This is a genomic window from Amycolatopsis sp. NPDC102389, assembly GCF_044765885.1.
Taxonomy (GTDB): Bacteria; Actinomycetota; Actinomycetes; order Mycobacteriales; family Pseudonocardiaceae; genus Amycolatopsis.
On the sequence record NZ_JBIWKX010000105.1, the window covers coordinates 1 to 13,859 of the forward strand.

Here is a 13,859-nt window from a genome sequence, read left to right on the forward strand (position 1 = left end):
GCCGGGGCTGGGTGTGGGGTGGGGGTGGGGGTGTGTGGGCCACAACCCCCCACCCCCCACCCACGACCAACTCGCCCACCACGTTCCGGCGCCCTCGGTCGCCTGAAGTCCGTGAAGGCCTCCTTGAGGGACTCTGGGTCCCTCAAGGAGGCCTTCACGGCACAACGGACCGGGTTGGCCGTCGATCGATGTCACCCAGAAGGGTCATGTACCGACCGTCCGGTGCACCGGCGCGGGGTCCGCGGCCTTTCCCGGACCGCGGTCGACGTCGCAGGCCAGACCGGGTGCGCGCCACCTCGCGGAGAGCGCGGGGCACCGGGCCGGACGTGCCGAAAGCCGGTTCGCTAACGAGACGGACGCGGCTTACAGTCCCTTTATGCCCGGTACACGCTGGAGCCGCTTGCTGCCTACAGCGCTGCTGGTCACGCTCGCCTTGACGGCGATCACCGTCTGGTCGGCCTCGGACGACATCGAGGCCGAGCTGGCCGCGCGCGCGAAGAACGCGCTCGCCGACGTCGGCGTCTCCGGCGGTCAGGTGAGCTTCTCCGGCCGCGACGCGAGCCTCACCGGTTTCCCGCCCGACAAGGCCGCGCAGGCGATGGACGCCATCCAGCGGATCGACGGCGTCCGGACGGTCGAGATCTCCGGCGACACCGCCCCGCCCGCGGGCCCGGTGACGACCAGCGGCGAGCCTTCGGCCCCTCCGCCGAGCCCGCCGCCCAGCCCTCCGCCGACCTCGGCCAAGCCGACGGACAAGGCCGGGTTCCAGGCCGAGATCGACCGCCTGCTGGCGGCCACGCCGATCACGTTCGAACCGGACACCACCGAACTCACCGCGGACGGCGAACGCGGCGCGCTGGAGATCGCGAAACTGCTCACGGACGCGCCCCGCGAACTGCGGTTCCGGATCACCGGGTCGGTCGCGACCGGTTCGGACCGGAAACTCGCGCTGAACCGGGCGCTCGCGGTGGAGCGGCTGCTGGAGCGCAACGGGGTCAAACGCGACCAGGCGTACTCCACCCAGCGCAAGAACTCCGACGGCGCGAGCGGCGAGGGCCGTCGCGTCGACATCACGGCAGAACAGAGGTGATGGCCTGATGCTCTGGCTCTTCGGGCAGATCTGGCTCTGGCTGCTCATCTCGTTCGCCCTCGGCTGCGGTGTCACCTGGCTGCTGATGCGCGGCGAACGACGTGAGCGGCCGGCCGCGGAACCGGCGGCCCCCGAGCCGGTGGGCGCCGTCGCGCCCGAGCCGGAGCCGGAGCCGGTGCCCGAACTGCTCTCCACCGAACGGACGCAGTTCCTCCCGCCCGCGCGGGTCCAGGACGACGACGAGCCGTACGACCAGGAGGCGGAAGGTCACCGCCAGGGTCAGCTGACGCCGGATTCGGTCCTCGGCTACCGACCGGAGCAGCCCGAACCGGCCGCCCGCAACGGCGAGGGTGGGCACGAACCCGAACCGGTCTGGCCGAGCGACGAGGACTGGCCGCCCGCCGGACGGCCGGAGCACCGGCCGGGGCAGGGCGGCTGACACTCGCCTGGTAAATTCGGCTACGCACTGTGAGCGGGACGCCGGGTACGTTTCTTCGATCGGGAGCTCCGGCACACGAAGGAGGCTCCGATTGGCGCTCCCCTATTGGACGCCGCACAACCTGCTGCCTCCTGGCCGCCATCCCGCCGATCTGGCCGATGTCTACGAGCGGCTGGTCTTCGACGCACCCCACCAGAACGACCGTGAAATCCTGTTCAGCGCGCTGAACAGTTACCTGGGCGTCGCCCGGCGGATCATGCCCACCGGCCGCGCGTGGATCGGCGGCGATCTGACCGCCAGGACCCCGCACGCGCCGCTCGGGCTCGACGTGGTGCTGATCCCCGACGAATGGGGCGCGCTCAAACGGCTCGACGACGCGGGCCGCTCGGCGCTGTACGGGCTGCTGACCTTGCGCGGGGTCATCGTCGGCCAGCCCGCGATGTATCTCGACCAGGTCCAGCCCGTCGGCGGCATGCTCGACGGTTTCCTCTGCCGCCCCGGCGACGAGGAGATCTGGGAGGAAGTGTGGGCATCGGGTGGCAGGGGAATTCCGGAAGTGATCTGGTGAGGAACGAATTCCGGCGTATCGCCGACGAGATCCCCGGCGGCACCTGGCTCGACGACCTCGCCCGCGCGTCGGCGATGGCCGCGTACGCGAAGTTCGAGCGGACGTCGCGCTCGCCGCTGCTTCGCGTGTCCGTGCTCGGCGAGTCGCATCTGGACGCGTACACCTTCTCCGACATCAGCCGCGCGTTGCAGGACGCGACGGCGAAGATCGGGCACATCATCCGCAACCCGTCGGGCGAGGTGACCTTCGTCCAGCCCGCGGACCGGGAGAAGGCCCCGCTGATCCAGCGCGGCCAGGCGGGCAACGCGATCTTCTTCGGCTTCCCCGAACCGGCGCTCGACGACGCGCTCATCCACGACGGGATCGAGTCGCTGTCCGAACGCGCGGTCAAGGAACTGTGCGATTTCCTGCCCGCCAACGGCTCCGACGACGGCGCGCTGGACGCGGTGCTGCTGCAGCGCGACACCGTGCGCAACGCGGTCAGCGACATCGTCAACGCGGTCAGCAAACACGCCGGGATCGGCATGGCGCTGACGCCGACGGCGGGCGACGAGCTGACCCGCAGCATGACCACCGAGCAGGCGAGGGTCCTGTCCGGGAGCCTGCGCGAGTCACGCGAGGCCGTCGGCTACGAGACGGTCAGCGGCAGGCTGGACGGCGTCCGCACCCGGCGCCGGATCTTCTATCTCGAACGCGAATCGGGCGGCACGATCCAGGGCGCGGTCGCGCCGGATCTGCTCGACGAGATCAAGGAGAACCTGGACCGGCCGGTGACCGCGCGGCTGCGCGTCGTGCGCACCACGACCATCGACGGCCGTCGCGGCCGACCGGTGCACGAACTGCTGGAGATCACCCCGGAAGTCAGTCTGTTCGATCAGTGATCGGGTTTCCGACATTCGGCGGTGCCACAATTCTCGTCAGAAAATGTCGATAACCGCTTGATCATCGTGGAATGATGACTTTTTCCGGCAGGTAACAATTTCGGCCATTGCCCCGAACGATGGGTTAACGTCTTCGGACGGAAGCCTCCGAAAGGGCACGCATGCCGACCGATCCACCTCTCCCGCACCCACCTGCCACCCGCTACGGACCGGGGTTCGCCGCGCACGGAACACGGCACCGCAAGCCCAAGAACGGCCTGGTCATCGCAGGTTTCCTGGTCGGCGTGGCGGCACTCGGGGTCGCCTTCGTCCCGGTCGCCGGGATCGCCGCCTGGCCGCTCGCCGTGATCGGAATGATTCTTTCCGTGATCGGTTTGACCAAAATCAAGAAGGGCGAAGCGGACAAGAAGGGAATGGGGATCGCGGGGCTCGCGCTTTCCATCGCCGGCCTGCTGGCCGCGGGCGGGTTACTGGTCTACACCAGTTTCTTCGCCACCGGCGTGTCCGGGCTGCACATCCCCGCCGTCGCCGTCGACAAGAACAAGGTCGAGTTCGTCGTCAGCGCCTCGGGCGGCGCGACCATCCGGTTCGGCTCGCTCAACGACCAGCGGACCGAGACGACCCCGGCCAGCACCGACGAATGGCGCGGCACCGCGTCCTACAACTCGGGCGACTACCTGCTCACCGTCACCGCGGACACCCGGAACTCGTCGGTCAGCAACCAGATCGCCTGCTCGATCTTCGTCAACGGCCAGAAGGTGGCGGAGAACAAGGGCCAGACCATCGCCCTGTGCACGGCGGGCACCGGCTGACCCCTGCCAGCCCACCCGCCTGGCGGCCGGCCGGTATCGCCCCCACCTCCACCGGCCGGACCGCCACGAGCCGCTCCTGGCGGCTCTTCAGACCGGCCCGGAAACCGGGCCCGCCCGAGCGCCGATCCCTACCGCATGCCCCTCCCCTAGGGCTCGATCGACGCTGAATCGGACCCTACGCGCGTGCGCGGCGAGGCCACTAAGAATCCGCTAAGGATCACTCACGGACTTTCGCCGAGGTCCGTGAGTTCCGCACGGACCAATCCCGCGAGCTTCGGATTGGCGTCCGCGAGGATCTTCAGCGCGAGCGCGAATTGCTCGCGGGCACCGTCCACATCCGACCCGGCCCGCAGCACCCGGCCCAAGGTCAGCCGCAGGACGCCCTCCTGGAGGACGAACCGCCTGCTGATCGTCAGGTCCACGGCCTCCCAGACGTACCGCTCGGCCGCGGCGAGCTCGCCGATCCGCATGCTCAATTCGGCCAGATTGTTCAGCGAGACGACGACGTAGCTGTCGTCGCCGAGGGTCCGGTCGATCTCCAGCGAGGCGACCTGGTGCCCGATCGCCTCGATGAACCGCCCGGCCCGCTTTTCGGCCTCGGCGCAGTTGTTGAGCGCCTGCCCGCGCAGTTCGAGGTCGCCGGTCCGGTCGGTCTCCTCGACCGCCTGCCGCAACGTCCTGATGGCTTCGTCGTACCGTCCCAGCAGGGTCAGCGCGGAGCCGAGATGGATGTTCGCCGAGACCATCAGCCGGTTGTCGCCGATCGCGCTCGCGAGCTCCAGCGCGCGTTCGGCGTCGGCGAGGCAGCCCTGCGGCAGCTCGAAGGTGAGCGCGATGGCGCACCGCGAGATCAGCATCCAGCACCGGCCGAGGACGTCGCCGGACCGTTCGGCGGCCTCCAGCCCGATCTCGACCAGCCGCGTCCACTCGTCCAGCAACGGGTACACCGCGCGATAGGTGTGCGCGACCCTGGCCAGCCGCCAGACGTCGTCGTGCCGGCCGCCGGCGCGCGCGGCTTCGAGGACTTCGAGCAGGTTCTCCCATTCCGCGGTGAACCAGTCCTGCGCGTCGTCGAAGGAACCGATCGGCGGCGTCTGCGCGTCGCTGAGCACCCCGGTGAAATCGAGCGGGTCGACGATCCGCAGCATCTTGCGCCGGGCCCGGTCGGCGACGGCCTGATAGAACCGCACGGAACGCGACAGGACGTCTTCCCGGTCGGCCTCGTCGAGTTCGTTCTCCGCCAGCTCACGCAGGAACAGCCGGACCAGATCGTGCGGGACGAAGGAGTCGCGGCCGGTTTCGGCGAGCAGATTGTGCGCGGCGAGCACCCGCAGATGCCGCCGTGCCTCGGCGACGGTGATCCCGCCGATCGCGGCCGTCAGATGCGAACCGGCCGAAACGCACTGGACCACACCGAGCCGCAGGAAGGTGTTCGCGACTTCGGCGGGCAGACCGCGGAACGAGACGTCGAACGCCGCGCGGACCCCGTCGTCCGGCCCTTCGACGTCGAGCGCGGCCAGCCTGGTCCGTTCGTTGCCGAGTTCGTCGACCAGATCCTGCGCGGACCACTGCGCGCTGGCGGCGAGCCGGGCGCCCGCGATCCGCAGCGCCAGCGGGAGATAACCGCAGAGCCGGGCGAGCGCGTGATTGAGGTCGTAGCCCGCGGGCCCGGCGAGCTCCTCGATCAACCGGACGGCGTCACCGGGCGCGAGCGTGCCGAGCACCTGCAGTTTGGCGGCGTTGGACACGGCCAGCCCGTCGAGCCGGGAGCGGCTGGTCACCAACGCCATCGACCGCGAACCGGGCGGCAGCAACGGCCGGACCTGCTCGGCGGAGCGGGCGTTGTCGAGGATCACCAGCATGCGGCGGCCGGCGATCATCGACCGGTAGAGGGCGACGCGTTCGTGGACCTGTTCCGGGACGCCCTCGGCCGGGACGCCGAGCCCGAGCAGGAACTGGATGAGCAGGTCCGCCGGCTCCAACGGCGGATGATGCGGATCGAAACCGCGCAGTGAGGCGAAAAGGATGCCGTCGGGGAAGCGGCGGGCCGCGCGATGCGCCCACCACACCACCAGGCTGCTCTTGCCGATCCCGGCGGTGCCGGTGACCACGCCGACCGCGGTCTCGCCCGCTTCGGCCCGCTCGGCGAGTTCGTCGAGCCAGGCCAGATCCGCCTCACGTCCGGCGAGGTTCGGCACCGCGGGCGGCAGCTGCTGGACGGGCACCGCCTCGGGCTTCGGCTCCGCGACGACCTTGACCGGCAGATCGTCGTTGAGGACGCGTTCGTGCAGCCAGCGCAGATCCGCGCCGGGTTCGACGCCGAGGGTGCGCAGGGTCGCCCGGGACACGGTGCGATAGAGCTCGAGCGCGTCGCCGCGGCGCCCGGCGTGGTACAGCGCGCGCATCAGCTGACCGGCCGTGCGCTCGGCGAGCGGGTTCGCCCGGACCAGCGGGCTGAGCTCGACGATCAGTTCCGCGTGCCTGCCGAGCTCGAGATCCGCGTCGACCCTGGCGCCGTGGACGGCGAGCCGCAGATCCTCCAGTTCGGGGGCGCGGACCGAACCCGGCACCCCGGCCAGCGCGGGCCCCTGCCAGAGCGCGAGGGCCTCCGCGAGCAGCTCGGACGCCTTGTCCGGCTCCTCCGCCGAAGCCCGCTCCAGCAGCGACCGGGCGCGATGGACGTCGATCCGGTCGGGCTCGACCGTGAGCTGGTAGCCGGGCGGCGCGGTGAGGATCCGGGCGCCGCGCGGATGGTCGCCCTGGATGCCCCGCAGCACGCGACGCAGATGCGAAACGTTGCCGTGGACGATCGTGCGGGCGGTGGCGGGCGGATCGTGGCCCCAGAGCGCGTCGATGATCTCGTCGAGCGCGACGACCTTGTTGACCTTCAGCGCCAGCAACGCGAGCAGGCCGCGGACGCCGGGTCCGCCGACGGGGACCGGCCGATCGCCGTCGAGGAGGCGCACGGGACCGAGGAGCTGGAAGCGGGCAGGGGAACCGCTTTCGCCCATGACGAACCCCCCTCCCTCCGATCTCTCCCCTTACCGGAGTAGCCAACCTACCGCGCGAAGGGCCCGCCAACCAGGACACTCCAGGTCGTGAAGGCCTCCTTCCCTACTTTGAGCGTAGGTAAGGAGGCCTTCACGGACCGAGCCTGGACCACGAAAAAGGCTCCGTGCCATCAGTCCCGATCTGATGGCACGGAGCCGGGGGATGTCCGACTTGGGCCGCCTGGGGGCGCGACCCACATCGGACATCGGCGTCCACGTCCGTCCGGGTGGGCTCACCCCGAGCTAGGAACCCGTTCGGTCGTCGACAACACCTACGTGAGCGAGCCCACTGGCCCGCTCACGTGGCGACAACGTAACAGGGCGCACACCGACGGCTACAAGCGCCCCGTCATGGCCTTCGCGACCTGCGGTTTCGTCAGCGCGTCAGCGGGGTCGAGTCGCGGCCGGCGATGAAGGCCGGACGCGGTTCGATCGCGGCGAACGGCTCCCGCAGCGCGTTCTCGACGCTGTTGAACACGAGGAAGATGTTCGACCTCGGGTACGGCGTGATGTTGTTCGAAGAACCGTGCATGACGTTCGAATCGAACCAGAGCGCGGAACCGGCCTGTCCGGTGAACTGGTCGATTCCGTATTCGGCGGCGAGCCGCGTGATGTCGTCCTCGCTCGGGACGCCGACCCGCTGCTCTTTCAGCGAACTCTTGTAGTTGTCCTCCGGGGTTTCCCCGGCGCACTGCACGAAGGTCCGCTGCGAACCCGGCATCACCATCAGCCCGCCGTTGAACGGGTAGTTGTCGGTGAGCGCGATGGAGCAGCTGACCGCGCGCGGCACGGGCATGCCGTCCTCGGCGTGCCAGGTCTCGAAGTCCGAGTGCCAGTAGAACCCGGTGCCCTTGAAGCCGGGCATGTAGTTCACGCGGCTCTGGTGGATGTACACCTCGGAGCCGAGGATCTGCCGCGCCCGGTCGAGCACGCGCGGGTCGCGGACGAGTTCCGCGATCAGCTCGCTGGTCTCGTGGACGTCGAAGATGGAGCGGACCTCACCGGTCTTGGCCTCGGTGATGACCCGCTCGTCGTCGCGGTGGTCCCCCGACGACATCCGGACGAGTTCCTGCCAGTAGGTCTGGACCTCGCCGGGCGACAGCAGCTGGTCGACGACGGTGTAACCACGCGTTTCGTGGTTGGCGAGCGTGGCCGCGTCCAACGGACCGTCGGCCTCGGTGCCCCAGACGGTGGGGTGCGTCCTGGGCAGGTGTTCGGGCTTACCCGAGATGCGAGTCGGGTAACTGTCGTCGACTCGGGTGTCGGTCAGCGTCAATGCAGTCGCCTCCTCGAGCGATTTCTAGGGTTCGGTGACGAGCGGGTACACGCCGTTTTCGTCGTGGACCTCACGGCCGGTGATGGGCGGGTTGAACACGCAGACGCATTTGATCTCGGTCTTGGGCCGGACCTGGTGCTTGTCGTGGTCGTTGAGCAGGTACAACGTGCCCGGCTTCAGCTGGAAGACCTCGCCGGTCGCGGTGTTTTCGAGCTCGCCCTCACCGGAGGTGATGAACACCGCTTCGATGTGGTTCGCGTACCAGAAGTCGTTGACCGTCCCGGCGTACAACGTGGTCTCGTGCACCGAGAAACCGACGCCCTCCTTGGCCAGCACGATGCGCTTGCTGCGCCAGTTCGGCGTCTTGATGTCGGCGTCGGTGTCGGTGACCTCGTCGAGTGTTCTGACAAGCAACGGAAAACTCCTTCTCGTTCCTGGTTGAGGGCGGTCGGTTCGGGTCAGTTGAGGACGGCGGCGACGGCCTCGTCGATGATCGCCAGGCCCTTCGTGAGCTCGTCGTCCGTCAGCGTGAGCGGCGGGAGGACCTTCATGACCTCACCGTCGGGGCCGGAGGTCTCCATCAGCAGCCCGCGTTCGAAGGCGGCGGCGCAGACCTTGCCCGCGAGGTCGCCGTTGGCGAACTCGATGCCCCGGGCGAGGCCGCGGCCCTTCGCGAACAGGTTCGCGTCCGGGTACGCCTCGACGATGCCCTGGAAGGCGGCGGCGACGCGCTCACCCTTGGCCTTGGTCGACTTCTCCAGCTCGTCGTCGCTCCAGTAGACGCGCAGCGCCTCGGTCGCGGTGACGAACGCCGGGCTGATGCCGCGGAAGGTGCCGTTGTGCTCACCCGGCTCCCAGACGTCGAGGTCCGGGCGGATCAGCGTCAGCGCCATCGGGATGCCGTAGCCGCCGATGGACTTCGAGAGGCAGACGATGTCGGGTTTGATGCCCGCGTCCTCGAAGCTGAAGAACGGGCCGGTGCGGCCGCAGCCCATCTGGACGTCGTCGAGGATCAGCAGGATGCCGTGCTTCTTGCACAGGTCGTCCAGCGCCTTGAGCCACTCGACGCGCGCCGCGTTGATGCCGCCCTCGCCCTGCACGCCCTCGACGATCACGGCGGCGGGCTCGTTCAGGCCGCTGCCGGAGTCTTCGAGCAGCTTCTCGAAGTAGAGGAAGTCGGGAATGGAGCCGTCGAAGTAGTTGTCGTACGGCATCGGGGTGGCGTGCACGAGCGGGACACCCGCGCCGCCGCGCTTCATCGAGTTACCGGTCACCGAGAGGGCGCCCAGCGTCATCCCGTGGAAGGCGTTGGTGAAGTTGATGACCGATTCCTTGCCGGTCACCTTGCGGGCGAGCTTCAGCGCGGCCTCGACGGCGTTCGCGCCACCGGGGCCGGGGAAGACGACCTTGTAGTCGAGCTCGCGCGGACGGAGGATCTTCTCCTGGAACGTCTGGAGGAAGTCCCGCTTCGCCACGGTGAACATGTCGAGCGCGTGCGTCACGCCGTCACGGGCGATGTAGTCGATCAGCGCCCGCTTCAGCGCCGGGTTGTTGTGCCCGTAGTTGAGCGCGCCGGCGCCCGCGAAGAAGTCGAGATAGGCCTTGCCGTCTTCGTCGTACAGGTAGCTCCCCTGGGCCCGGTCGAACACCACGGGCCAGCCACGGCTGTAACTGCGTACTTCGGATTCGAGTTCCTCGAAAATGCTCATCACGTTTTTCTTTCTCCCTGAGATCCCCGGATTTACGTTCTATTGACTGCCGAGCGGACCGATTCGATACAGGTCCTCCTGCTCATGCGTTCCTTCCTCGGCCGGGAAATCCGCCGCGGAGAACAGATCCTGGCGTTCCACGGTGGCGTCCCACCGCTTGGCGAACGAGGCGAACAACCGGATCGAAGCCTCGTTGTCCGGCGTGATCGTGGTTTCGAGGTACCGCACGCCCTGGGCGGTCAGGCGGTCGAACAGCTCGTCGAGCAGAGCTCCGGCCAGGCCTTTTCCCCGCTGGGACGCGTCGACGGCGACCTGCCAGACGAAGCCGGTGTCCTGCTTGCGGTAGCCGATCACGAACCCGACCGGGGTGCCGTCGACTTTCGCGACGACCGAGGTGTCGGCGAAATCGTGGCACCACAGCAAATAGGCGTAAGGCGTGTTGAGATCGAGCTTCTTCGAATCGCGGGCGATTCTCCAGAGCGCGGCACCGTCTGCCTTGGTCGGAGTTTCGATCAAGTGCTTTCCGGACATGTCCAAGAAACGTACCGGAGGATTCGGGCGCGGTCAGATCAGCGCGACGGCAGCAACGCGGCTACCTGCAACAACCTCGAAACACACGTGATAAAGGTAACGGTAACGTTTGAAGCGCAGCACTTGTGGGTAAGGCCGCTTCGGTGCGGTCTCACTGCACGTGACGATACCAACCGTTACCGCTTCGTCGCACGGTCAGGGCGTGATTCGGCATCGGGTTCCGCTATTCACGACGCCGCTTGCGACCGGCGAGTGAACCGAGCGGCGTCCAGATGGCGGGCAGCACGAGCAGCAGGCAGACCACCAGCCACCAGACCGGTGCCTCGCCGCGCCGCCAGCCCGCGACGACGTCGCCGAGCCAGCCGAACAGCGGGTCGCGCACCGGTGGCAGGAACGCGGCGAACAGCAGGGCGGCCACCACCAGCACGCCGAGCACCGTGAGCACCATCCGCCACGTCTTGCGCAACGTCATCAGGCTGACCACCAGGAACACCACGGCGCCCGCGGCGACCGGCACGCCGACCCACTGCAGGACGGGGCCGCCCTGTCCTCCGAGGACGAAACCCGCCAGCACAGTGATCAGCGCGGCCAGCACGTTCCACGGCGACGGCAAGGTGGCGGCGCCCCGCGTGATCCACCACGCGCTGCGCCCGGCGGCCCTGGCGAAGGTCGCGGCCGGCTGGACCGACTTCGGCACCCGCGTCGCCCCCGCCGCCGCGTTGAGCCCGGCGGCACCGGCCTTGACCAGCGTCTTCGTCAGGAGCATCGTCCCGCGTTCGTGTTCGAACCGTTCACCGGAGACCTGGCACGCCTGGAAGGCGCGCTGGGTCTGTTCATCGGTTTCCGGCTCGTTCTCGACGAGTTTCCTGAACCGTTCCGACGGTTTTCCGTTGCCCTTGGCCGTTTTCGCGTCGTGCCCGCAGTGGAGGCCGACACACGGCAGCTCCTCGCGCGCGATCTCCAGCTGCCGGACCCTGGCGAGCACCATCGCCGTCACCGGCATACTGATCGGCAGGGCGGCTTCGGTTTCCACGTCGGCGAGTTCGCCGTCGAGACCGAGGAAAGCCAGCTCCCCGGCCAATTGCGCGCGCAGGGCGTCCGCTTCCTCTTGGGATAGCCCGTCTTCCGTGCCGGGCTGCCGCCAGCCGACCGCCTTGAACGTGTCCCGCACCTGCGCACGGAACGCTTCCCGCCCGACGACGTCGCGCAGCAGCCGCAGGCGTTTCGGGTCGAGCAGGCACTGCACCAGCCAGCCCGCGCCGTCGACCCGGCCCCACATCCAGTCGTTCGCGCGCCAGGACGCCTTGTAGAACGCGCCGAAGTAGTCGGCCTGCATCCCGGTGAGCTTGTCCCAGGAACGGCGGCGTTTCATGTCCATCAGCGTCCGCGAATCCGCGCTCACCTGGACGAGATCGACCCGCTGGTCGACCGACGGCGGCTGGGCGAGCAGCCCGCGGGTCGCGATGTGCAGGCGCACCAGCCGGGAGGTGACGACGGGATCGCCCGCGCTCTTTTCGTCCGACGTGAGCCCTGTCCACGCCAGCAGCGTGCTGACCGTGTCGGCGGCTTCGGTGTCGGGTTTCGCCTGTGCCAGCGGCAAAAGGATCGGCGTCGCCTGCCGGAGCGCGGCGACGACGAGCGGCCACGCCTCCTTCAGCGTGTCCGAGCGGCCGAGCGCGGACCATTCCTTGGCGAGGCCTTCGATCCAAGCCGCCAGCGTGACGTCGGCGGGCGGCGGGCCCTGTTCGGTGACCCAGCCCGCGAGCCGTTTCCCGCGCGCCGCCTTGTGGCGCGCTTCGTGCAGCAGCACCCGGCAACGGTTGAGCTGCACGGCCTGCTCCGGCGAAGGATCGAGCCGGAAGCCCGCGTTCACCAGCTGGAGACCGGTGGCCACCGAATCGTCGAGCGCGGTGGTGCGGAAGGCGACCAGGTCCACGAGTTCGCAGGCGTCCTTCGGCGGCTCGGCGGGCAGGCCGTCACGCAATCCGGCCGCCGCGGCCGCGCGCAGCTGCGCCGCCGTACCGGACGCCCACTGGCGGCCTTGATCCTCCACATCGGACAGTGAGAGCCTGCGGGTCGCCTCGCGGACCAGCGCGGTGGCGTCCTCCTGCACCCGGCGGTCGCGGTAGTCGTTCATCAGCCGCTGGTCGACCAACGCGTCCGGGCCACCGCGGACCCCCATCGCGGCCAGGGAGACCCGGGTCCCCCTGGTCCGGACGACGGCGTCGTTGTGCCTGGTCAGGTCTTCCAGCTCGGCGCTGATCGTCTGGCTCAGCACGGTGCCGACGACCTTGCTCATCGCGCTGCCCAGCAGCGGCGGCCGTTCGGGATCGACCGCGAGCCGCTCGGCCTCGCGTTCGGCCGTCGGCACCACGTACAGCAGCAGCCGCCGGACGTCCGAATGCGACTGCCGTTCGAAGATCTCCCGCAGCGCCGGGCGCAACGGTTTGTTGAGCAGGACACCGCCGTCGGTGAGCCAATGGGAGCGGGTGACGTCGGTGTACTTCGTCATGTCCGGATGCAGCGGTCCGGTCTTCTCGCCGATCGGCATCCGGGAAAGCTCGAAGGCGCCGGGGAACGACGCGGTGGACCGGGCCGCGAGCGCGAGCGGGCCGACCACATCGTCCGTCCACAAAGGAGCGTCGAACCGGAAGAGCAGGCGATGTTCGGTGTCCCGCACCAGGTTTCCGAGGGCGTCGTCGAAGCGGGTCGTCTCGCCGTCGATCATCGTGCCGGTGAGCAGCACGGTGATGTCGGGGCAGTCGGGTTTCACCGTCGCCTTGTCGGTGATCCGATGCAACGCGTCCTTCAGATCGCCGAGCAACACCTTGTCGCCGTCGAGCAGCGAACGCGGCTCTTTCTCGCCGGGGTCGCGGATCAGATTGTCGAGCGATCCCGTGCTGATCCACGTGTCGCGCAGCACCTGCGGACTCGACCGGAACGCCTCGGCCAGCCCGAGACATGCCGCGTTGATGCCGCCCGCGCTCGTGCCGGTGAGCACGTCGAGCGAGACGGTGGCGTTGAGCAGATCGAGCAGGACCCGGTACGGGCTCTTCGAATCCGGTGTTCTCGACGCCTGCAACAGATGCGAGGTCTCGGTGGCGACCCCGCCCATCCAGACCGCGAGACTCGCCCCGCCCACCATGGTCATCGCCAGCCGGATCTCCTGCGGCCACGGGCTCCCCGCGTCGGCCATGTGCGCCCTCCCCAAGGCTCAGTGCACCGAGCACCTTAGACCGGACGGGCGAACCGCTGTACCACCGTTAGTGCCGAAATTCGTTCGCCCGTAAGGGCGGTTTCACACCCCCGCAATCAGGTGCCCGGTCACCGTGCCTGGATACGTGACCGCGCTTGATGTCCCCAATGTGGCCTTCGAGACCCTTCGGTACCGGTGGTCGTGAGTGGCGTTTCGGGTTATTGACACGTAAGGCAAATATGTCATGATCGTGGTGTGGCTTCGAAGGTGCGGGTGACGGACGCGCGGCGGCTTTCTCAGCGTTCGC

General features: G+C 68.8%; 11 protein-coding genes. 5 read left to right on the top strand and 6 right to left on the bottom strand.

The genetic code is table 11. The features are described from left to right. Window positions 1-376: 376 nt before the first annotated feature. From ACIRGA_RS39825 to ACIRGA_RS39845, 5 genes are all read left to right on the top strand, one after another. Window positions 377-1,090: an OmpA family protein gene (locus ACIRGA_RS39825; RefSeq protein ID WP_400952306.1), complete on the top strand. Its 714-nt coding sequence runs from the start codon at window positions 377-379 to the stop codon at window positions 1,088-1,090. A gap of 7 nt (window positions 1,091-1,097) precedes the next feature. Next, window positions 1,098-1,529, top strand: coding sequence for a hypothetical protein (locus ACIRGA_RS39830; RefSeq protein ID WP_400952311.1), 432 nt, complete (start codon window positions 1,098-1,100; stop codon window positions 1,527-1,529). A gap of 91 nt (window positions 1,530-1,620) precedes the next feature. Next, the gene (locus ACIRGA_RS39835; RefSeq protein WP_037335500.1) at window positions 1,621-2,097 is read left to right on the top strand and encodes a DUF6932 family protein; all 477 of its coding nucleotides are present in this window, start codon (window positions 1,621-1,623) and stop codon (window positions 2,095-2,097) included. Then, the gene (locus tag ACIRGA_RS39840) at window positions 2,094-2,978 is read left to right on the top strand and encodes a hypothetical protein (protein ID WP_400952317.1); all 885 of its coding nucleotides are present in this window, start codon (window positions 2,094-2,096) and stop codon (window positions 2,976-2,978) included. Before ACIRGA_RS39835 ends, ACIRGA_RS39840 begins: the two co-directional genes overlap by 4 nt. Before the next feature lie 161 nt (window positions 2,979-3,139). Further along, a complete protein-coding gene (locus tag ACIRGA_RS39845; RefSeq protein WP_400952321.1) occupies window positions 3,140-3,790 on the top strand; it encodes a DUF4190 domain-containing protein in 651 nt (216 codons plus the stop codon). Window positions 3,791-4,011: 221 nt separating this feature from the next. Here the strand turns inward: ACIRGA_RS39845 and ACIRGA_RS39850 are convergent, their stop codons facing one another. The 6 genes from ACIRGA_RS39850 to ACIRGA_RS39875 form a co-directional block, all read right to left on the bottom strand. Then, entirely contained in the window at window positions 4,012-6,801 is a 2,790-nt protein-coding gene (locus ACIRGA_RS39850; RefSeq protein ID WP_400952324.1) for a BTAD domain-containing putative transcriptional regulator, read from the bottom strand. A gap of 415 nt (window positions 6,802-7,216) precedes the next feature. Next, the gene (gene thpD, locus ACIRGA_RS39855; protein WP_400952327.1) at window positions 7,217-8,116 is read right to left on the bottom strand and encodes an ectoine hydroxylase; all 900 of its coding nucleotides are present in this window, start codon (window positions 8,114-8,116) and stop codon (window positions 7,217-7,219) included. A 24-nt stretch (window positions 8,117-8,140) separates the two neighbouring features. Continuing rightward, a complete protein-coding gene (locus tag ACIRGA_RS39860; protein WP_007033454.1) occupies window positions 8,141-8,530 on the bottom strand; it encodes an ectoine synthase in 390 nt (129 codons plus the stop codon). Window positions 8,531-8,574: 44 nt separating this feature from the next. Beyond that, window positions 8,575-9,825: a diaminobutyrate--2-oxoglutarate transaminase gene (gene ectB / locus ACIRGA_RS39865; protein WP_400952332.1), complete on the bottom strand. Its 1,251-nt coding sequence runs from the start codon at window positions 9,823-9,825 to the stop codon at window positions 8,575-8,577. Between the two features lie 39 nt (window positions 9,826-9,864). Next, window positions 9,865-10,356 (bottom strand): diaminobutyrate acetyltransferase, encoded by a 492-nt coding sequence (ectA, locus tag ACIRGA_RS39870; protein ID WP_400952337.1) that lies wholly within the window; start codon window positions 10,354-10,356, stop codon window positions 9,865-9,867. A 223-nt stretch (window positions 10,357-10,579) separates the two neighbouring features. Continuing rightward, a complete protein-coding gene (locus tag ACIRGA_RS39875; protein ID WP_400952342.1) occupies window positions 10,580-13,552 on the bottom strand; it encodes a patatin-like protein in 2,973 nt (990 codons plus the stop codon). Between the last annotated feature and the right edge of the window lie 307 nt (window positions 13,553-13,859).